We start from the raw sequence: 21,607 nt of genomic DNA on the forward strand, positions 1-21,607 counted from the left end.
TTCAGCGCTCCTTTACATAGGGTACGCCGCCGGCTTTCGGCGGGTTTGCCGCGCCGATGAAGCCGGCGAGCAGGATGCAGGTCAGGATGTAGGGCAGCGCCTGGAAGATCTGAACCGGCACTTCGCCGATCAGTGGCACGGACTTGCCCTGCATGAAATTGGCGAGCGCATCGAGGAAACCGAAAAGCAGGCAGGCGAGCAATACAGGCACCGGCTTCCACTTGGCGAAGATCAGCGCGGCGAGCGCGATATAGCCCTTGCCGGCCGACATGTCCTTGATGAAGGCCGCCGACTGGGCAATCGCCAGATAGGTGCCGGAGAAGCCGCAGAGGAAACCCGCGACCAGCACGGCCCGGTAACGCAGCCATGTCACCGAGATACCGGCGGTATCGACAGCGCCAGGGTTTTCGCCGACGGCGCGAAGTCTGAGGCCAAAGCGCGTGCGATAAAGTACCCACCACGAAAGCGGCACCGCCAGGAAGGCGAGATAGGTCAGGAGATTGTTGCCGGAAATCACATTGGCATAAAGCGGGCCGATCACCGGCACGTCACGCACCGCGTCCACACCCGGCAGCGTGATCGGCGAGAAGCGGGCGGTGCCGGCGAGCTGCGGCGTGCGGCCGCCCTGACCGAACCAGGCCTGCCCGAGAACGACGGTCAGGCCCGCCGCAACGAAGTTGATCGCGACGCCCGAGACGATCTGGTTGCCGCGATTGGTGATCGAGGCAAAGCCGTGCACCAGCGAGAAGGCGAGCGAAACACCGATACCAGACGCAAGGCCGATCCATGGCGATCCCGTCACATAGGCCGCCGATGCCGCGGCAAAGGCTGCCGCCAGCATCTTGCCTTCGAGCCCGATGTCGAAGATGCCCGCGCGTTCGGAAAAGAGGCCCGCAAGGGCGGTGAAGATCAGCGGGATCGACAGGCGGATGGTCGATCCCATGATGCTGATGAGGATATCGAAGAAATCCATCGTCTTGCCTCAACCTCTCACGAATTGCTGGTAGATGCGCACGATCGCCGGGCGGAACATGTATTCCAGCGCACCGGCAAACAGGATGACGAGACCCTGGATCACGACGATCATGTCACGGGTGATGTTCGGCATGTCGAAGGAAAGCTCGGCGCCACCCTGATAGAGCACGCCGAAGAGGATAGCCGCGAGGACGATGCCGAGAGGGTGGCTGCGGCCCATCAGCGAGACCGCGATGCCGACGAAACCCGCGCCGCCAACAAACTCGACCTGCAGGCGTGCGGAAGCGCCGAGCACCGGATTGAGAGCCATCATGCCGGCAAGACCGCCCGAGATCAGCATGGTGATCATGACGATCTTCACATAGGGAATACCGGCGTAAGCCGCAGCCGAACGGGAAAGCCCGAGTGTGCGCATCTCGTAGCCGAGCTTGGTCCGCCAGATCAGAACCCAGACGGCGACACACATGAAGAGCGCGATCAGGAACGACACGTTGAAGGGGGCCGGGCCGAGCTTCAGCCCGAACAGCGCCATCAGCCAGTCGAGCTTTGGCAACTGGCCGCCGGGCAGGAAGGTGCGGGTTTCGGGAGCCATTTTGCCCGGCACGATCAGCACGTTGACGAGCAGGTAGACCATCAGCGCCGCGCCGATGAAGTTGAACATGATCGTGGTGATGACGATGTGGCTGCCGCGCTTGGCTTGCAGCCACGCAGGGATCAGCGCCCATGCGGCGCCGAAGGCTGCGGCCCCCAGCACGGCGAAGGGCATCGTCACATACCACGGAACGTAATGGTCGAAGGCGAGCGCCACGAGTGCCGCGCCGAGACCGCCGACATAGGCCTGACCTTCGGAGCCGATGTTAAACAGGCCTGCATGGAAGGCGACGGCGACCGAAAGGCCGGTGAAGATGAAGTTGGTGGCGTAGTAGAGCGTGAAGCCGATGCCTTCGCCGCGGCCAAGCGCGCCCTGCAACATCAGCTTGAGTGCTTCATAGGGATTTTCGCCGATGATCCAGACGACGAGGCCGGACACCAGGAATGCCAGGATGAGGTTGATCAACGGCAGAAGCGCATAGTTGATCCAGTTGGGAAGGGGTACGGAAGCGGTACTCATCAAAACCTCATGCGGCAATGCCGGCCATCATCAGGCCGAGTGTCTGTTCGCCGGTTTCCGGGCTCTTCTCGCCGACGATCTTGCCGGCGAACATCACCAGGATACGGTCGGAGAGCGAACGGATCTCGTCGAGTTCGACGGACACCAGAAGCACGGCCTTTCCGGCGTCGCGGGTTTCTACGATCCGGCGATGGATGAATTCGATGGCGCCGATGTCGACGCCGCGGGTCGGCTGGCCGACGATCAGGAGCTTAGGGTCGCGCTCGATTTCACGGGCGACGACGATCTTCTGCTGGTTGCCGCCGGAGAAATTGGCGGTCTTGAGCCGCGGGTTCGGCGGACGGATGTCGTATTTCTCGATTTCTTCCACCGCCGCCTTGCGGATGAGTTCGGGATCGAGGAAGGGACCTTTGCCATAGCGGGGATCGCGGTGATAGCCGAGAATGGCGTTCTGGCTTTCCTCGAACGGCAGGATAAGGCCCATGTGATGCCGGTCTTCCGGGATATGGGCTAGACCGATGGAGCGCAGCTTCGCCGGATCATAGCCAGCGACCGGTTCGCCGCAGATGAAGATCTCGCCGGAGGTCGGCTTGCGGATGCCGGTGATGGCCTCCAGCAGTTCGCTCTGGCCGTTGCCCGCCACACCGGCGATGCCGACGATCTCGCCGGCTCGGACGTCAAAGGAAACGTTGTCGACCATGGTGACGCCGCGGCTGTCCTTGACGGTCAGGTTGCGCACCGAGAGAAAGACATCGCCCGGCTTGGCGCTGCCCTTCTCGACATGCAGCAGAACCCGGCGGCCGACCATCAGCTCGGCCAGTTCTTCCACCGTGGTCTCCGCCGTCTTGCGGGTCGCGACGATTTCGCCGCGGCGCATGACCGACACCGTATCGGTGATCGCCATGATCTCGCGCAGCTTGTGGGTGATCAGGATCACCGTCTTGCCCTGGTCGCGCAGCACGCGCAGGATCTTGAACAGGTGGTCGGCCTCGGCCGGCGTCAGAACCCCGGTGGGCTCGTCGAGAATGAGGATCTCGGCGCCGCGATACATGGCTTTCAGGATTTCGACGCGCTGCTGCAGGCCGACCGGCAGTTCCTCGATGACTGCGTCCGGATCGACCTCGAGCTCATAGTCTTCTTCGAGTTTCTTCAGTGCGGCGCGTGCCGAATCCGTGCCCTTGGCGAGCAGGGCGCCGCCTTCGGCGCCGAGCATCAGGTTTTCAAGCACGGTGAAATTTTCGACGAGCATGAAGTGCTGGTGCACCATGCCGATGCCGGCGGCGATGGCCGACTGGCTGTCGCGGATGGCGACGGATTTGCCATCGATGTGAATGCTGCCGCTGTCGGCGTGATAGAAGCCGTAGAGGATCGACATCAGCGTCGATTTGCCGGCCCCGTTTTCGCCGATGATCCCGTGGATCGAACCCTTGGCCACGGTCAGGTTAATGTTCTTGTTGGCATGCACCGCACCGAACTTCTTGTCGATGCCGATCAGTTCGATCGCCGGTGCCCGGTTCGTTTCGCTCATTCCAATCCCCCGGAGCGCTGCCCGCATATTTGCGGTGAACACCCTCTTTTATGGATTTTTGCAGCAGCCCGCCCGTTTTATCGGTCCCGCCTCTGGAGCGGACAGATGCTCAAGACATGGAAAGGGCGCAAGACGGCCGATTATGCCGTCTTGCGCCCGTATCAGATCACTTCGGGCAGGAATTGTCCGACATGTAATCGTGCACCTTGATCGTGCCGGCGATGATGTCGGCCTTGGCCTTCTCGACCGCTGCCTTCATGTCGTCGGTGATCAGCTTGGCGTTGTTGTCGTCGAGTGCGTAGGCGACGCCGTCTTCCTTGACGCCGAGAGCCTGGACGCCGGGGGTGAACTTGTCGGCTTTGGCATCGCTATAGGCGTTGTAGACGGCGAGGTCGACACGCTTGACCATCGAAGTCAGAACCGAACCCGGATGCAGGTGGTTCTGGTTCGAATCGACGCCGATCGACATCTTGCCGTTGTCGGCTGCTGTCTGCAGCACGCCGAGGCCGGTCGCGCCAGCTGCCGCGTAGATGACGTCCGCGCCCTGGTCGATCTGGTTCTTCGTGAGTTCACCGCCGCGAACCGGATCGTTCCATGCAGCACCGGTGGTGCCGGTCATGTTCTGGAAGACCTGAATGTCGGCCTTGGCAGCGCGGGCACCCTGCTCGTAGCCGCATTCGAACTTGCGGATCAACGGGATGTCCATGCCGCCGACGAAGCCGACCTTGCCTGTCTTCGAGGCGAGACCAGCCAGAATGCCGACGAGGTAGGAGCCTTCTTCTTCCTTGTAGACGACCGAGCGAACGTTCGGGAGGTCTACGACGCTGTCGACGAGAACGAACTTGGTGTCGGGGAATTCGGCAGCGACCTTTTCGATTGCCGAGGTCCAGGCAAAGGAAACAGCAACGACAGGATTGTAGCCCTTGGATGCGAAGTTACGGATGGCCTGTTCGCCCTGGGTGTCGCCGGTCGGCTCGAAATCGCGATAGTCGATGCCGGTTTCGGCCTTGAACTTCTCTGCGCCGGCATAGGCCGCTTCGTTGAAGGACTTATCGAACTTGCCGCCGGTGCCGTAGACGAGTGCCGGCTTGACGTCCGCGGCAAGCGCGGTCGCCGACATGGCAGTCAAGGCAAAGAGGCTCAAAAGGGTTTTTTTCATTGTGCAGCCCTGTTGTTGCTATTGATCTTGTTGGGTCCTCCCGCAAGCCCTTTGGAAGGCATGTCTGCGGAACCACCGACCCCCTCATCAAGGGCCTGGCTGGGCGCATCCTTGCATGGCTCATGGAAAAATTCACCAGATTTTTTTCATCCGGTAAAGGAATAGTGGAGGCGCAGGATTTTCGGCATCGATTGCCGAAAATCCTGTCAGATCAATGGTCTTTTTGCCGCCGTCTTGGGCATCGGGCCTATGCTGCGGGCGTGATCGGGCAGGAAACGCCGGTGCCGCGAAGGCCGCAGTAGCCATCAGGATTTTTCGCCAGATACTGCTGGTGATAATCCTCGGCATAGTAGAAGGGGCCGGCTGCTGCAATCTCGGTCGTGACCGTCGTCTTGCGACCGGATGCGATCAATGCCTCCTGGAAGGCGTCGCGCATGCGGATCGCGGTGTCGATGTCGTCCGGAGTGTCGGCATAGATCGCCGAACGATAGGTGGTGCCTATATCGTTGCCCTGGCGCATCCCTTGCGTCGGGTCGTGCGCCTCGAAAAAAATCTTCAACAGGGCTTCGAGCGTCACCTGCTTCGGATCGTAGACGATCTTCACCACTTCAGTGTGGCCTGTGAGCCCCGTGCAGGTCTCCTGATAGGTCGGGTTAGGGGTAATGCCGCCCTGATAGCCGACAGCCGTCACCCAGACGCCGGGCGTATTCCACAACAGCCGCTCGGCGCCCCAGAAGCAACCCATCCCGAGATAGATCGTCTTCAGGCCGTCGGGGTAAGGGCCCTTGAGCGGCCGGCCGGAGGTGAAGTGGATCTCCGCCGTGGGAATCGGCTGGTCGCGTCCGGGCAGTGCCGTTTCCGGCGTGGGCATGGTGGTCTTCTTGTTGAACATGTCGATCAGGAACATTCTGGTCTCCTGTCTGGGGCCGGCCCTGCCGGCCTCTGGCTAGTTGTGTCGTATATATAGGAAGAGCGTCGCTCTGCCGTAAGATCAGGCTGCGAAGCGGCCGGCGGGCGATGGCTTCTTGTAGCCGATCATCCACAGAAGTAGCGCCAGAAGCAGTAGCACGGCGAAAGCCGGCTGGGGCAATAGCCAGGCGGAAACGATCTGCCAGACCGGCTTGCCGGCATAGACCTCCACGAGTGACTGCGCCTCAATGAGACTTGTGGGGCTTGCTTCGGCCCATGTCGTTGAAAGCGGCGAGACCGTGACCTGCGAGATGGAAACTGATTCGATCGAATCAACCGTTGCCACGATCACCGCAAGGCAGAGGCAGAGGAAACTCAAGGCACGAAATACAAAGCGCAGCATTTCCGTCTCCAGCATTTGCCGAGAGGGACGGCCGAACGCAACACCTGCGGATCAGGCCCCCTTCCTGGCCGCTAAGAGCTAATAGATAGGTATTTGCGCGGACAAGTCAAAATTCTGTCAGATTTCGGTTGATCCGTGGAAATTCATCGGTATATATCGCGCCCGACCGGCTGAGCTGCCCGATGGGTGCATGAAGCTGTTACGGACAGGTGGCCGAGTGGTTTAAGGCGCACGCCTGGAACGCGTGTGTGCGTGAAAGCGTACCGAGGGTTCGAATCCCTCCCTGTCCGCCACTTTACCCCAGTTGTTTATTGTTTCGCTTACCGGTTGTGAGCCCTAACGGCATTTGTTTTCGTCTGGAAGACCTGTCCGGAGAGACAGGAGGGGTCCTGATCTCTGATGTGCTCCCGCTTTCGGCAAACAGGTCGGAAGTGTCGGGAAAAGGGCTGTTTTAACGATTTATTAACCATAAGGGATGTCTACTAAAGGCGTTAACTCGTTGTTCATTCCCTGATTGGCGAGGCCTGTATTTCAACCGTGTTAGGAAAACGTCTTGCTTGGGGACTTCCGCTCTTTGTTGAGGATTGTCTCGGCCCTGTCGGCTGTCGCGGCTCTGGCCGCGTGCACCAGCAGCGGCAGCGTAAAGCAGGGCAGTGGACCGGAACTGGTTGATAATGAAGAGGCGTTGGTTATGCCGCCACCCGGCGGACCGGCGATCGTCGGCGTGATCGGGCGCACGCGCGGAAACGGTGCGGAGCAGACGATCTCGCTTGCCACTTCCTCCACCGTCCAGGGCCAGAACTATCTCAAGATTGCGTTTTTCGGCGGCTCCGGCTCGCAGGATGGTCCTTCCATGACCTATCGTAGTCTGAGTGAGGGCGATCTGCGCCGGGAAATCGCGAGAGCTGCGCCCGGCGTGCCGCTCGTTCGCTCCACTGCATTCCTGCAGAACGCCTACGGCCCCTTCGGCTATGCCTTCGGTCGCAGTCGAAGCGGAGATGCCTGCCTTTACGGGTGGCAGCAGATACGCTCGCGCAACGGAAGCGGCATTGGCCGCGATTTCGGAATGATCCAGATTCGCGTTCGCCTATGCGATATCCAGGCAACCGAACGTCAACTTTTGGCTGTCATGTATGGTTACACGGTCACGGGCGGTTTCCAGGGAGAAATCTGGAACCCCTACGGCCATCCCGGTGGGGTGGACAGCCGTATCGGACAGACAGGACAGCCAATATATCCTGCAGCCGAAGCCGTTCCGCAGACTATATCTTTTGGCTATTCGTCGCCTGTCGCGACCACTCGCCCAGCCACACCGGTGCGTGCAAAGGTGCGCGAGGCAAGCCCTTCGGTGCCTGCCGAGCGCATTGACGGGCCGCGCGTGCCGCTTCCTGAAATCGGAGCGGCGCCAGCGGCGCCGGTTCAGTCATCGTCTGCGGTGGCTGTCCCAGGCAAGGCTTCGGGTGGAGAAACGGTCACCGTTCCTTCGCCGGATTGCATCGGCGCGACGGTCATGACGGCCGCGTGCTCCACAAAAGGCAATTAACCGGCGCAATGGTGCTGCCGGCCTTTCTGCCGAAGGGATGTCGATATTCATGGCCCGCAATATCATTCTATGGGCAGTCATTTCGGTCCTGATGATCGTCGTGATCACCCTGCCGGTCAGCCTGCAGGCCCAGCTTATCTGCAGCCTGAGCGTCGTGGCGTTCATGGCGCTGATCAAGGTCCTGAAAGCAGGCGGGAAATGGCGTCTGATCGCGCTGGCCTTCGGCACCTCGATCGTGCTCAGATACGTCTACTGGCGCACCACCGAGACGCTCCCGCCGATCAACCAGCCCGAGAACTTCATTCCCGGCCTTCTGCTCTATCTGGCGGAAATGTATAGCGTGATGATGCTGGCGCTCAGCCTGTTCATCGTCGCCATGCCGCTGCCATCCCGCTCGTCGCATGCGCGCGATCGCAAGCGCTTTCCGACGGTCGATGTCTTCGTTCCATCCTATAATGAAGATCCGGCGCTGCTTGCCAATACGCTTGCTGCGGCGAAGGCGATGGATTATCCGCAGGACAAGGTCCAGATCTGGCTGCTCGACGACGGCGGCACCCTGCAGAAGCAGCGCTCCAGCAATATCCGCGATGCCGAGACAGCCGTCACGCGCAATCGTGAACTCAGCCAGCTCTGTGAGGAACTTGGCGTCAACTACCTGACCCGCGAGCGTAACGAACACGCCAAGGCCGGTAATCTCAATAACGGGCTCAAGCATTCGCAGGGCGAACTCGTGGCGGTTTTCGATGCCGACCACGCGCCGGCGCATGACTTCCTGATGGAGACGGTGGGTTATTTCGAGGACGATCCGAAGCTGTTCCTCGTCCAGACCCCCCATTTTTTCATCAATCCGGATCCGCTGGAACGAAACCTGCAGACGTTTGAATCGATGCCGAGCGAGAACGAGATGTTCTACGGCATCATCCAGCGCGGACTGGACAAGTGGAATGCTGCCTTCTTCTGTGGTTCGGCCGCTGTGCTGAACCGCAAGGCGCTGGAAACCACCGATGGTTTCAGCGGCATCAGTATCACGGAGGACTGCGAGACGGCGCTCGCCCTGCATAGTCAAGGCTGGAACAGTATTTATATCGACAAGCCGCTGATTGCGGGTCTGCAGCCGGCGACGTTTGCAAGCTTCATCGGCCAGCGCAGCCGCTGGGCTCAGGGCATGATGCAGATCTTGAGGTTCCGCTTCCCCCTGTTCAAGCGCGGCCTCTCCCTGCCGCAGCGTCTCTGCTACATGTCCTCGACGCTCTTCTGGCTCTTTCCCTTTCCGCGGACGATCTTCCTCTTCGCCCCGCTGTTCTACCTGCTGTTCGACCTCGAGATCTTCACCGCCTCCGGCGGCGAGTTCCTGGGCTATACGTTCGCTTATATGATCGTGAACCTGATGATGCAGAACTACCTCTACGGTTCGTTCCGCTGGCCCTGGATTTCCGAGCTTTATGAATATATCCAGACGGTCCACCTTCTGCCGGCGGTGATATCGGTCATGCTCAATCCCCGGAAGCCGACCTTCAAGGTCACGGCGAAGGACGAGTCTGTTTCCGTCAGCCGTCTCTCCGAAATCGGGCGTCCTTTCTTCGTTATCTTCGCCGCCCTGTTCGTGGCGCTTCTCGTCGCCGCCTACAGGGTTTACACGGAACCCTACAATGCAGACGTCACTCTCGTGGTCGGCGGCTGGAACCTCTTCAATCTCATCATGGCCGGCTGTGCCTTGGGCGTGGTTTCGGAACGCAAGGACCGGGCATCCTCCCGACGCTTCAAGATTAACCGGCGTTGCGAGTTCGGCATCGACGATACCTGGTATCCGGCGTCCGTGGAGGATGTGTCGGCGGGTGGCGCGCGGCTGCAGGTCTTCGGCCGGGATATTCCGTCGTTGAGGGAAGGCAATACCGTCCAGATCCGCTTCACGCCGCACAATGGTGAGGGCACGGCTCTCCTGCCGCTTGCCGTGCGCAATTTCCAGATATCCGGCGACATCACGGCTGTCGGCTGCGAATATGCGCCAGCAAGCGCCCTTGATCATCGCTGGATCGCAGACCTGATCTTCGCAAACTCGTCGCAGTGGGAGGAGTTCCAGCGCGCCAGAAGACGCAATCCTGGCCTTTTCCGGGGCACCATCTGGTTCCTGGGGCTCTCGATGTACCAGACGAGTCGAGGGCTGGTCTATTTGTTCCGGGGTTTGAACAGGAAAGCGGCATGAAGCGCACCGTCATGAACCTTGCGACCGCGACCGCAGTTCTCCTGTCCCTGACATCCGTGGCGATGGCTCAGGTGGCACCCTTCGACATGTCGATCGAACGACCTGCAACGCCGGAGCCGACACCGCAGATAACGCTGCCATCGACCGTCCCCGGCGCCAGCCAAAGCGCGTCGCCGACGCCTTTATCCCCTGCCCAGCCACCAGCCCAGACACCGGCTCAGACGCAGGCTCGAACCTCGGTTCCGACCGCACAGACGCGTGGGGTAGCGCAACCCCCTGGCACCCGCCGCCGATACATCATTCCCGGCCGCGAGTTCACCCTGTCAGGGGAGTATGACCGCAGCACCTGGTCGATCTACCTGACGGAAGGCGAGGCGAGTAGCCCCGCGAGGTTGCAGTTCGCCTATCAGAACGCTGTCGTCGTCGCTCCGGAGGCTTCCGAAGTCACCATCACGATCAACGGGCACCGTCTGACGGCCACGCCCATCTCCTCGGCCGATTCGGTTCGCGCAACTGTTCTCGATGTGCCGTCCGGAATGCTGCAGCCGGGCTCAAATCAGATCGATATCAGGGCGTCCCAGCGGCACCGCACCGATTGCGACGTGCGCTCGACCTATGATCTCTGGACGAGTTTCGATACCAGGCAGACATATCTGGAGTTTTCCCGCAACCCCGAAAGCCCGATGTCGACCGCCGAAGCCATACGTTCCGTGGGCGTGGACGAGACCGGTGGCACCAGCTTCCGGATCCTCATGCCGGCACTCGGGCAGCCGGGATCGACCTCTTCCGTGATGCGTCTCGCGCAGGGACTATCCCTGATCGCGGGCATGCCGAACCAGACCTTCTCGTTCTCCGCCTCGGAGATGCCGTCCGCCGGGCCGGGTCGTTTCGGCGTGGTGATCGGCACGGCTGCGGAACTGCAGGGCATTTTTCCCCATCTTCCCCAGGCCGCCAGCCTGACCGCCGTTGCGGCGATCGTTCCGGCCCCGCAGGGTGACGGCAACATACTGCTTATCTCCGGGCCATCGTGGGAAGCGATCATGGCCGCGGTCGACACCGTTGTTGCAGTGGCGGATCAACCCACGGATATTCGACGTGACGTGATTGCGACCCAGCGCTGGGCATCGCCGGACGCTCCCCTTTTCTTTGGTGGAGAAAAGCTGTCGCTTTCGCAGATGGGCATCGAAACCGTCGAATTCCCCGGGCGCCGCGTTAAGGCCAAATTCAACATCGCCGTTCCAGCGGATTTCTATGCGAATGCCTACGGGGAAGCCGTACTGCTGCTCGACGCGGCCTTTGCCGACAGCGTCAGGCCGGGCAGCCATATCGATATTTACATCAACAACAACATCGCCTCCACGGCGCCAATCACAGCGGCGCATGGCGGCATATTGAGACACCTTCCGATCAAGGTTCCGCTGCGCCACATCCGCCCCGGGGTCAATGCGATCTCCATCGAAGCCGTGCTCCTGGCCGATGAGGATGCTACCTGCATACCCGGCGCGACCGCGTCGAAAGATCCGCGATTCGCGCTGTTCGACACTTCGGAGTGGCAAATGCCGCGCTTCGCCCGTGTCGGCCAGAGCCCCAGCCTGTCGGCTCTTGCCGGAACGGGATTTCCTTATAGCCGGGATACGGATCCGCTGGTCCTTTCCATAGATCGGCTTGATTCCGATACCTTGAGCGCCGCCGCGACCGTCGTTGCAAGACTGGCCCTCGTTGCCGGCCGTCTGCTTCCTGTGGAGTCCGCGCCGTCGCCGGGTGCCGTGGGGGAGCGCAATGCCCTGTTCATAGGTTCGATCTCCCAGATGCCGCCGAAGCTGCTGAGCCAGCTCAATATTTCCCCGGGCACCATAACGTCCTGGCGGCCGGTGGGACCGCTTGTGACACAGGAGGGCGCCAGCACCGACACTTTCGATCAATGGCGTTCCCGCGTTAGCGGCGGGGCATGGCGTGGCCAGATCAGTTCGTTGCAGGAATGGATGCACCGAAACTTCGATATATCCCTGGCGTCACTGCAGTTCCTGCCGCAGTCCGATGTGGTCTTCGAACCGTCGGCGCAGCAAAGCCTGTTGGTTGCCCAGGGGCGAAGCCCGCAGGGCGAGGCGACCTGGACAATGGTCGCAGCTCCGACGCCGGCTGATCTGCGCCTAGGCACCGACGCCCTGGCGCAGGAGGCGATGTGGCGGAAGATCTCCGGCCGTCTTACTGCTTATGCGGCCAAGACTGCCGAGTTGGTTTCGATGCCGGCCAACCGCTTCGATCTGGTCGAAACGCAGCCGCGCTCGCTCAACAATTATCGCCTGATCGCCGCGAACTGGCTGTCGACCAACATTCTTTCCTACGCCGTCGTGTTCATCACACTGTCTTTGCTGCTCGGCATTGTGACGGCCTCTCTCCTCTCAACTCTCGGGAGGCGACCGTGAGGCGCTGTGTGCTGTTCGCGGTGGTTGCCATGATATTCACGGATCCGGCGCGTGCCGTCGAGCCGTCGATCCAGCCAGTAGAATGGACGCTCTACAAGTCCCGTTTTCTCGACGTCAGCGGCCGGATTGTGGACAATGCCAATGGCAACATCAGCCATAGCGAGGGGCAGGGTTACGGCCTGCTTCTTGCCTATCTGGCGAATAGCCCCGCCGATTTCGAGCAGATCTGGTATTTTACCCAGACTGAACTTCTGCTCCGCGACGACGGGCTTGCCGTGTGGAAATGGGATCCCGAAAAGACGCCCCACGTGGCCGATACGAACAATGCCACGGATGGCGACATTCTGATCGCCTATGCGCTGGCGCTTGCGGGGGCGGCCTGGAGGCAGCCGGAATACATCAAGGCCGCATCCCTTATAGCCAGGGGCATCCTGGACAAGACAGTCGTGGTTTCGAATGGCAAGACTTTGCTGCTGCCGGGAGCGTCAGGTTTTTCGGCAAAGGATCGTGATGATGGGCCTGTCGTCAATCCGTCCTACTGGATCTTCGAGGCGTTTCCCGTGCTAGATTTGCTAGCGCCCTCCGAGTCCTGGAAAAAAGCTTCTCAGGGAGGCCTGGATATCATCCGTTCCCTGGAGTTCGGACCGGCCCGCCTGCCGGCGGAATGGGTCAGCCTGAAGCGCAGGCCCGAACCGGCGAGCGGTTTCGACAGGGAATTTTCCTACAATTCTATCCGTATTCCGCTCTACCTTGCGAGGGCGGGAGTAGACGACGTTCAACTCCTCAAGCGGCTGCAGAAGGGAATGACGACGGATCAGGATCTGCCGGCCATTGTGGATCTCGATAGCGGGCAGCCGAAGGAGGTCCTGGCGGATGCCGGTTATCAGATCGTTAACCATATTGTGGCGTGTGTAGTGGATGGGACGAAACTGCCGTCGTCGGCGTTTCGTTTCGAGCCGGAGTTCTATTATCCGTCCACCCTGCAACTGCTGGGTCTGGCGTTTGTCAGGGAGAAACACCCGGAGTGTCTCTGAAACTGTCATTGATGTTGCTGACCGCGGCGGCGGTAGCCGGCAGCCTTGTCACGGTTGTGACGGGGGACGATAGGGAACGACATGTCGTTCCCGCGGATATCGTCGGCCAGCGACAGTCTCGCATACCGGTTCTGACCGCTCAGGTCGATGCGGAGGCCATCGCGGAGCAGATCCGCACCAGCAGGCTTGTGCAGACTGTGTCAGATGGCCCCGTCGGAATGCCTCCGGAAAGTACTGCGGACGTGGCTCAGGCGCAGACATTAGGTCCGGAGACGCCTCCTGTTTCCACTTCCTCGCCGCCCAAGACCGTCACGACGGCGGATACGTCGTCCCCGGCCGCCGGTAAGGCGGGCCAGCCCGATCTCAGCGCCCTGCGCTATTTTGCGGCTCAGGGGGATACGGCGCGGCTGCAGGCGGAGATTGCCAGACTGAAATCGCTTTATCCGAACTGGACACCGCCGGCCGATCCGCTTGCTGTTCCGGTGAACGGCGATCAGAAGCTCGAGGCGATGTGGGAGCTTTATTCCCAGGGTCGGTATGCTGAAGTCCGTCGTGCCATATCCGATCGCCAGACGGCGGAGGCTGGCTGGCAGCCGCCGGCCGATCTTCTGGAGCGCCTTGATGTTGCCGAGGCCCGAACGCGGCTGGTGAATGCATCGAACCTCAAGCAATATGCCACGGTAATCGGTATCGGTGCGGCTACGCCGAGCCTGCTCAATTGCTCCGACGTTGATGTGCTCTGGCGCGTGGCTGAAGCCTTCATCGAAACCGAAAGGGTCCAGCGCGGTATCGATGCTTACACATATATCCTGAAGAGCTGCACTGACACCGCCCAGCGCATCGCGACCATCCAGAAAGCGGAAACACTTCTTTCCTATGGCGACCTGCAATCGCTCCTGGCCTTGGAAAAGAGCGGCCCTGATGGCGCCCGCGAATTCGATCCGTTGCGGGATGATCTGGCTCGTCGTTTCGTGGCCGATGCCAATGAAAAGCCCGAATTGACCATCGCTCCGGAATACATCGAGCGGCTGCGTCGCCTGGCGGAACAGGGCCAGCAGGCCGCCGACAGCCTGCTGCTCGGATGGTATTACGTTCGCCAGAAGGATATGACTGAAGCGGAGAAGTGGTTCCGAATTTCTCGACAGAAAGAAGACACGGCTTCGGCCTCGCAAGGTCTGGCGTTGGCTTTGATAGCCCGAAATGCTTCCGCCGAGGCCGAAGATGTCATGTATCGCTGGCGCGACGATTCCGAAGAGGCTGGCGCGACCTATCTCGCATCTACCGCGAACCTCCTGGCCGGCGACCCGCCGCCGACCGTCCCGGAACCGGTGCTCCAGCGTGTCGCAACCACCGTGCTCGAGAAGCATTACGTGCCCACTGCGCAGCAGCTTGGCTGGTACGCCCGCGCCTTCGGGCAATGGCAGACGGCCGCCCGCTGGTTTGAGACGGCGCTGCAATGGAAGCCGGATGACGAGCCGTCGGCCTATGGCCTCGTCATCACCCGGCAGCAGTTGAACGATCAGGCAGGCGTTGCCGAAATCCAGAGGGCATGGGCGGGTCGTTCGGAACGTATCGCCCGACTGGGCATGCTGACAAATCGGACTGTGGTTTCCGCCCAGGGGCAACAGGCAGTTGCCGCACAGCCTTATAGGCCCGTAATGCCGCAGGACCGGCCCGTTGAGCGGCAGGCCTATGTCGAGCAAACTGCACCTGCCCCGATAGCAAGGGCTGCCGCACCCGCTAAATCGACAAGACGTAGTGGCTGCTCGGTGACGGACACCGTTTCCAGCCTCTCTCCGGATCAGGCGAACATGCGCGGTTGGTGCCTGATGGACTTGAACCGCCCCATGGAAGCGGTCGATGCTTTCGAGATTGCCTTGAAGAGCCCTTCGCGCAATGTGCGGGAAGATGCCGCCTATGGGCAGAGCCTCGCCTATCTTCGGCTGGGGCTGACGAAGAGTGCTGCCGTGGCGGCAACGAAGTCGCCCCAGCGGCCGGAGCGTTCCTCGGAGCTCCAGCTGGCCATCCTCGCCAATCGTGCTCTTTCCGCCTTTGATTCGAAGCGTTACCGCGAAGCCATCGTCTATCTCGACCAGCGCGCCATGCTACAGCCGGAGCCGACTGATCTCATGGTGCTGAGGGGTTACGCTCTCATGAAGCTTGGAGTGCTGGGCGATGCCCGCCGCCTGTTCGAAGCGGTTGCCGCTACCGGCAACAGTGACGGATCGAAAGGGCTCGCTGATATTTACGAACTGCAGAATCCTCGGCATTGAGCCGTCCTGTGAAGCGTTCTGCAAGCTTCGCCCGAGTGCGTCCCGGACCATCGGAATGACCCCTGAAATACAAAACCCGCCGAGACGTCGGCGGGTTTGTCAGCAGTCCGAAGACCTGGGTGAGGCGAGGTCCTGAATTCCGCTTTTTCTGACGTCGACGCCGTCATGGCAATCGACTAAGGCGTAACCCCCGAAAGGGCGAGATAGGCAAAGATCATCACTGCCAATCCCGTAACGCCAATCAGTCCGTAGTCTGGCGCAGCCTTCATGCTGTCCTCCTTGTTTGAATGGCACGACTACGTTTAAGTCTGTAAAAGTCGAAGTAAATACCTGTGCCGGAAATAGAAAAGAGCTTGGTTATCACCGGGTTAAGCATCGGTCTCCAGGGGGATGAATTTACCTGAAATTAATAATTGGCGGCCGTTTGGACGGATGTCTGGCTTATCGGCCAGCTTCTGGCCGCCGTTAAAAAACGAACGCGGTGTCGGGGTTGGACCGGCCTGCCGCGTTTGATCTTTGTCAGCTTGTGGTTGTCGCACTCTCATGCGTCACAAGGAAGGATATCCCGGCCGGTTTACACCACCTGATCGTGGGAGGGCTTCTCCCAGAGGTTTACGCCGCCCTCGACGGCGTAACGGTCGATCTCGGCGAGTTCTTCCGCCGTGAAGGAGAGATTGCCAAGGGCTGCGACATTCTCCTCGACCTGGCGGGCCGAGCTTGCGCCGATCAGCGCCGAGGTCACACGCGGGTCGCGCAGCACCCAGGCCAGCGCCAGTTGCGCCAGCGACTGGCCACGCCGTTCGGCGATCTTGGCGAGCGCCCGGGCACGCTCGATGTTTTCTTCCTTCAGGTGTTCAGGCCTCAGGAAGTCACCGCCCGGGCGGTTGACGCGCGCATCCTGCGGAATGCCGTTCAGATACTTGTTGGTCAGCAGGCCCTGTGCGAGTGGCGTGAAGGCGATGATGCCCGAGCCGACTTCGTCGCATGCCGCCAGCAGGTCCTTCTCGATCCAGCGGTTGAACAGGTTGTAGGACGGCTGGTTGATCAGCAGCGGAACGTTTCGCTCGCGAAGCAGGGCCGCGATTTCGCGAGTCTTGTTGCCGGAATAGGAGGAGATGCCGACGTAGAGCGCCTTGCCCTGGCGCACTGCGGAAGCGAGCGCATCCGCGGTTTCCTCGAGCGGGGTCTCGGCGTCGAAGCGGTGCGAATAGAAGATGTCGACATAGTCGACATCGAGGCGCTTCAGGCTCTGGTCGAGGCTCGAAAGCAGCGCCTTGCGCGAACCGCCGCCAACGCCGTAGGGGCCGGGCCACATGTCCCATCCGGCCTTGGTGGAGATGATCAGCTCGTCGCGATAGCCGGCGAGGTCCTGCTTGAGGATACGGCCGAAATTGATCTCGGCGCTGCCGGCCGGCGGGCCGTAATTGTTAGCGAGGTCGAAATGGGTGATGCCGAGGTCGAAGGCCTTGAACAGGATCGAGCGCTGGGTTTCGAGCGTCGTGGTGTCACCGAAATTGTGCCAGAGGCCGAGCGAGATGGCCGGCAGCTTCAGGCCGCTGCGCCCGGTCTTGCGATAGATGGCGCCGTCATAGCGGGCGGGGTTTGCTGTGTAGGTCATTCAAGGGTTCCATTGCACGTGAAAAGGCCGAATGCGGGAGAGCCGCATCCGGCGAGGTCGGGTTACCATGATTTAAAGCATAATCCGACCGGAGTGAAACGAGGACCAGTAGGATTATGCTTCAAGAAAGAAAGTCTTAGAGCGCACCGTGCCGTGGCGGCAGGAGACCGTTGAGATAGTAGTTGCCGATATGGTGATATTTCCACCGGACCGGATCGTGTAGCGAGTGGGTTCTCGCGTTGCGCCAGTAGCGATCGAGCCCGTAGCTTTCGAGCGTCGAACGGGCGCCCCCGAGTTCGATCAGCTTGGTCGAGGCAAGCTGGGCCGCCTCGGTGCCGAGCGCCTTGACCTCTGCGACCGCGATGGAAGCTTCCGCCACCGTCTTCTCGTTCGGATCGGCCGTCGCAATGTCCAGCAGGCGACCGGCCCTCGCCAGCAGCGCATCCGCCGCATGAACTCGGATCGAGACGTCGCCGACCGCGTGGATCGTATGCGGGTCCTCGTATCCATGCTCAATGGTCAGTTCGAAGAATGGCCGCGAATAGGCCCGGACATAGGAGACCGTTTCGGCGAGCGCCCCGCGAGCGATCCCGACCTGCACCGCCGAATGGATAATCTGGGCGAAGGGACCCATCCCCGTCGGCTTTTCGAAGACGATGTCATGATCGACCACCTGGAAAGGTGTGATCTCCACGTCGTCAAAGGTCACCGTGCCGCTGCCCGTCGAACGCTGGCCGAAGGAAGTCCAGTCGTCGATGAAATCGACGCCCGGCGTCGAGCGGTCGATGAAGACGATATGCACCCGGCCGTCCCAGTTCTTGGCGACGGCCACGATGATATGGGCGAAGAGAGAGCCAGTTGAATAGAATTTCTGGCCGTTGAGCAGCAGCTTGCCGCCTTCGGCGCGGAAATTCGTCTTGTAGTCGACCGGTGTCTTCGTGCCGATTTCGGTGAAAGCGTTGCCGAGACGGTCGCCGTCGAGAATGCGCTGGAAGTAGTGCTTCTTCTGCTCCTCGCTGCCGGCAAGGCGAAGCGCCTCGACCATGTAGAAATGGTTCTGCGGGATCTGCCCGATAGAGGAATCGGCAGCGGAAATGATCGCCGTCACCTCGGCAAGCGTGACCGCCGAGACCCCCGCGCCGCCATATTCCTTCGGCACGGTGATGGCCCAGAGGCCGGCTTGCGAAAAGCGCTCGATCTCGGCGATCGGCAGCCGCCGCTCCCGGTCGCGGGCCGCGGCACCCGCGGCGAAATCCCGCGCCAGTTCCTTCGCCACGGCGATAGCCTCGGCATCGTCCTTGATGACGTTGGCCTTCGTGCGGCGCGGCGGGATATGCGGTGCCGGACGGCCGGCTGTGAGCGCGGCCTCCCGGTGCAGTTTGCGGTCGTTCTGGCTCATCGCTTCGACCTCAGTTCCAGGCGTGACGCGGCGGGTTGACGCCGTTAAGGTAGTAGTTGCCGACGTGGTAGAACTTCCAGCGCACCGGATCGTGCAGCGTGTGCACGCGTGCATTGCGCCAGTGCCGGTCGAGGCCGTGCTCGGCAAGCGTCGAGCGGGTGCCGGCCAGTTCGAACAGCTTGTTGGTCGCGAGGATCGCCACCTCCGTCGTCAGCACCTTGGATTCGGCGGTCTTGATCGTCGCTTCCGAGACCGTCTGCTCGTTGGCGTCGGCATCCGCGACGTCGATGCTGCGGCCGGCGATTTCGAGAAGCGCTTCCGCCGCATGCAGCTTGATCTGCAGGTCGCCGATGGCCGCGATGGTGAAGAGGTCTTCGCCCGCCGTTTCCTTGCCGCTGTCGATCCACGGACGGCTCTGGGTCTTGACGAAGGCGATGGTGTCCTCAATCGCGCCACGGGCGATGCCCAGATCGATGGCCGACTGGATGATCTGGGAGACCGGGCCGGCAACGGTCGGGTGTTCGAAGGAGGTGACGTGAAGCGCGCGTGCCTTCGCGACCTTGACGTTTTCGATGCGCACTGCGCCCGAAGCGGTGGTGCGCTGGCCGAAGCTCGACCAGTTGTTGGTCACGGTCAGGCCCTGCGCCTCGCGGTCGGCGAAGACGAGATAGGCCTGTCCGTCCTCGGTCACGGCGACGATCGGCACGACATGGGCGAGCAGCGCGCCGGTGGTGTAGAATTTCTCGCCGTTAACGATGGCCTCGTCACCTTCGAAGCGCACCCGCGTCTCGAAAGCCGCGACGTTCTTGCTCTTCAGTTCGGAGAAGGCATTGCCGAAGCGGATGCCGGAAAGCGCCAGTGCAAACAGGTCGCGCTTCTGCTCCTCGGTGCCGTCGAGGTCGATGGTGCCGACGATTGCCAGATGGTTCTGGGTGATCTGGGCAATCGCCGGATCGGCGGCCGCGATGATCGAGATGACCTTGGCAAGCGTGGCGTAGGAGACGCCCGGGCCGCCATAGGCCTTCGGCACGTTGATGCTCCACAGACCGCTCTGGGAATATTCGTCGAGTTCGGCAATCGGCAGCAGGCCTTCGCGGTCGCGCAGCGCTGCACCCACCTTGAACTTCTCGGCGAGCTTTTCAGCGATCTCGATGGCCTCGGCATCGCTCTTCACGATGTGCGCTGGCTGTGCCGGCCGTGGACGCGGCGGCACCGGATCGGCAGAGTTGACACGGGGATGGACGGAATAATCGATCTTGGTTTCGGGAACGGTACCCATGGTGATGTCCTCGGCAAAATGGAAAGTTGAATGAAAAATCAGCTACCGGTGGGAAGCAGGGCTTCGCTGCGCTTGATCGCCTCGATGTCGCGGTAGCGGGCGCCCGGATGGGGAGCCTCGAGCCGCGCGCCGCGGCCGAACAGCTTTTCGCGCAGCGTGCCGGGCCGGTATTCGGTGGGATAGACGCCGCGCTTTTGCAGTTCGGGAACCAGATAACCGACGATGTTTTCGAAGGTCTCGGGCGTTACCGCATAGGCGAGGTTGAAGCCGTCGACGCCGGTCTCCTCGACCCATTGCTGCAATTCGTCGGCCACGGTCGCCGGAGAGCCGACCACGACCGGACCCATGCCGCCGACGCCGCCCCATTCGGCAAGCTCGCGAATGGTCCACCGCTTGTTCGGATCGCCTTCCGAGAGGCTCTCCACCGCTGAATGGATCGCATTGGTCTCGACCTTGCGAACGAGGTCGTCGGGCCGGTAGCGGGAGAAGTCGATCCCGGTCCAGCCAGACATGAACACCAGCGAGCCGTCATAGGAAACGTAGTCGAGATATTCGCGGAACTTCGCCTTGGCCTTTTCGTCGGTTTCGTCGACGATAACAGTGAGCAGGTTGTAGATCTTCAGGCTGTCGCGCGCGCGGCCGGCGACTGCGGCCCGGGCGGTGACGTCGGCCACATAGTTGCGCAGGATCGTCTTGGTCTGCGCGGCCACGAACACGCATTCGGCATGTTCGGCGGCAAATTTCTTGCCCGCGCCGGATGCCCCTGCCTGATAGAGAACCGGCGTGCGCTGCGGCGATGGCTCGGTCAGCGCGTAGCCGGGCACGTCGAAATACTTGCCCTTGTGGCCGATCTCGTGAACCTTTTCCGGTAGCGTGAATACCCGGTTTTCCCGGTCGCGCACCACGGCGCCATCTTCCCACGATCCCTCGAGCAGCTTGTAGATCACCTCGAGATATTCGTTGGCGATCTCATAGCGATTGTCATGCCGTTGCAGGCCCGCCTGGCCGATATTCTTCGCACCGCTTTCCAGGTAAGAGGTGACGATGTTCCAGCCGACACGCCCCTTCGTGTGGTGGTCGGCGGTCGCCAGCCGCCGGGCGAAGGTGTAGGGGTGCTCGAAGGATGTCGAGGCCGTGATCCCGATGCCGAGATGCTCGGTCGCGAGCGCAATCGGTGCCGCAAGCTGCAGCGGATCGTTCACCGGGATCTGCGCCGCCTGATGAATGGCGTGGTAGTTGTCGCCCTTGTAGACGTCGTAATATCCGATGACATCGGCAATGAAGATGCCGTCGAAAATGCCGCTTTCCAGTGTGCGTGCGAGATCCTGCCAGTAGTCCAGATCCTTGTATTTCCAGGATCGGTCGCGGGGATGCGCCCACAGGCCGGGCGACTGATGGCCAACGCAGTTCATGTCGAACGCGTTGAAGTGAATGGTCTTGGTCATGAAATGGCTCCGTTCGATTTCGCCAACCGCCTGTCGGTCAGCATCGCAGACCGGTTCCGTAAGAACAGTCATTCTATGTTTTTTATAGATTACTTGGAGAAAGGTTTTTTCTCGACATCGCGGTTTTGCAGAAAAGTGGCCGGAGATGACATCCGTCAAGTCCGATGCCCGCGACGGATCGGGAGCATTCGACCCATGCGTATGGCGGAGATTTCAGCAAAACCATTCCGCATCGACGCGGAAGCGTAATAAAACATACTTTGTCTATTTTATTTATAGACTTTAGCGTTTGTATCAGATGT

The 21,607-nt window shown here is 61.0% G+C and carries 15 protein-coding genes and 1 tRNA gene; 6 read left to right on the plus strand and 10 right to left on the minus strand.

All coding sequences use genetic code 11. From position 1 onward, the window contains the following. Position 1: 1 nt before the first annotated feature. From H4I99_RS10425 to H4I99_RS10450, 6 genes are all read right to left on the minus strand, one after another. Positions 2-973: an ABC transporter permease gene (locus H4I99_RS10425; protein ID WP_163902780.1), complete on the minus strand. Its 972-nt coding sequence runs from the start codon at positions 971-973 to the stop codon at positions 2-4. Between the two features lie 9 nt (positions 974-982). Then, the gene (locus tag H4I99_RS10430; RefSeq protein ID WP_163902782.1) at positions 983-2,086 is read right to left on the minus strand and encodes an ABC transporter permease; all 1,104 of its coding nucleotides are present in this window, start codon (positions 2,084-2,086) and stop codon (positions 983-985) included. 7 nt (positions 2,087-2,093) lie between these two features. Next, on the minus strand, positions 2,094-3,614 hold the full coding sequence (locus H4I99_RS10435) for an ABC transporter ATP-binding protein (RefSeq protein WP_163902784.1): 1,521 nt from the start codon (positions 3,612-3,614) through the stop codon (positions 2,094-2,096). 166 nt (positions 3,615-3,780) lie between these two features. Next, the gene (locus H4I99_RS10440; RefSeq protein ID WP_163902786.1) at positions 3,781-4,773 is read right to left on the minus strand and encodes a BMP family lipoprotein; all 993 of its coding nucleotides are present in this window, start codon (positions 4,771-4,773) and stop codon (positions 3,781-3,783) included. 247 nt (positions 4,774-5,020) lie between these two features. Further along, a complete protein-coding gene (msrA, locus tag H4I99_RS10445) occupies positions 5,021-5,680 on the minus strand; it encodes a peptide-methionine (S)-S-oxide reductase MsrA (RefSeq protein ID WP_163902787.1) in 660 nt (219 codons plus the stop codon). Between the two features lie 84 nt (positions 5,681-5,764). Then, complete coding sequence (locus H4I99_RS10450) at positions 5,765-6,082, minus strand: hypothetical protein (RefSeq protein WP_163906013.1); 318 nt, start codon at positions 6,080-6,082, stop codon at positions 5,765-5,767. A 206-nt stretch (positions 6,083-6,288) separates the two neighbouring features. On the opposite strand from H4I99_RS10450, the gene H4I99_RS10455 reads away from it, so the two are divergent. The 6 genes from H4I99_RS10455 to H4I99_RS10480 all read left to right on the plus strand — a co-directional run bounded on the left by H4I99_RS10455 (position 6,289) and on the right by H4I99_RS10480 (position 15,564). Next, positions 6,289-6,378, plus strand: a tRNA-Ser gene (locus H4I99_RS10455). Positions 6,379-6,638: 260 nt separating this feature from the next. After that, the gene (gene bcsN, locus H4I99_RS10460; RefSeq protein WP_244625025.1) at positions 6,639-7,628 is read left to right on the plus strand and encodes a cellulose biosynthesis protein BcsN; all 990 of its coding nucleotides are present in this window, start codon (positions 6,639-6,641) and stop codon (positions 7,626-7,628) included. A gap of 49 nt (positions 7,629-7,677) precedes the next feature. Further along, positions 7,678-9,831, plus strand: coding sequence for a UDP-forming cellulose synthase catalytic subunit (gene bcsA / locus H4I99_RS10465; RefSeq protein ID WP_425314373.1), 2,154 nt, complete (start codon positions 7,678-7,680; stop codon positions 9,829-9,831). After that, positions 9,828-12,257 (plus strand): cellulose biosynthesis cyclic di-GMP-binding regulatory protein BcsB, encoded by a 2,430-nt coding sequence (locus H4I99_RS10470; RefSeq protein WP_244625026.1) that lies wholly within the window; start codon positions 9,828-9,830, stop codon positions 12,255-12,257. Before bcsA ends, H4I99_RS10470 begins: the two co-directional genes overlap by 4 nt. A 29-nt stretch (positions 12,258-12,286) precedes the next feature. Then, positions 12,287-13,291: a family 8 glycosyl hydrolase gene (locus H4I99_RS10475; protein ID WP_163902789.1), complete on the plus strand. Its 1,005-nt coding sequence runs from the start codon at positions 12,287-12,289 to the stop codon at positions 13,289-13,291. Then, positions 13,288-15,564, plus strand: a complete 2,277-nt coding sequence (locus tag H4I99_RS10480) for a tetratricopeptide repeat protein (RefSeq protein WP_425314379.1) — start codon at positions 13,288-13,290, stop codon at positions 15,562-15,564. The genes H4I99_RS10475 and H4I99_RS10480 overlap by 4 nt, the downstream gene beginning before the upstream one ends. Before the next feature lie 574 nt (positions 15,565-16,138). Here the strand turns inward: H4I99_RS10480 and mgrA are convergent. From mgrA to H4I99_RS10500, 4 genes are all read right to left on the minus strand, one after another. Then, positions 16,139-17,182 carry an L-glyceraldehyde 3-phosphate reductase gene (gene mgrA, locus H4I99_RS10485; RefSeq protein ID WP_163902790.1) on the minus strand — a complete coding sequence of 348 codons (1,044 nt, stop codon included), beginning with the start codon at positions 17,180-17,182 and terminating at the stop codon, positions 16,139-16,141. A gap of 136 nt (positions 17,183-17,318) precedes the next feature. Continuing rightward, positions 17,319-18,581, minus strand: a complete 1,263-nt coding sequence (locus H4I99_RS10490; protein ID WP_163902792.1) for an SfnB family sulfur acquisition oxidoreductase — start codon at positions 18,579-18,581, stop codon at positions 17,319-17,321. A 10-nt stretch (positions 18,582-18,591) separates the two neighbouring features. Then, positions 18,592-19,860 carry an SfnB family sulfur acquisition oxidoreductase gene (locus H4I99_RS10495; RefSeq protein WP_163902794.1) on the minus strand — a complete coding sequence of 423 codons (1,269 nt, stop codon included), beginning with the start codon at positions 19,858-19,860 and terminating at the stop codon, positions 18,592-18,594. Positions 19,861-19,898: 38 nt separating this feature from the next. Continuing rightward, positions 19,899-21,305, minus strand: a complete 1,407-nt coding sequence (locus H4I99_RS10500; protein WP_163906022.1) for an LLM class flavin-dependent oxidoreductase — start codon at positions 21,303-21,305, stop codon at positions 19,899-19,901. Between the last annotated feature and the right edge of the window lie 302 nt (positions 21,306-21,607).

The organism is Paenirhizobium daejeonense (assembly GCF_014280875.1).
Classification (GTDB): Bacteria; Pseudomonadota; Alphaproteobacteria; order Rhizobiales; family Rhizobiaceae; genus Allorhizobium; species Allorhizobium daejeonense.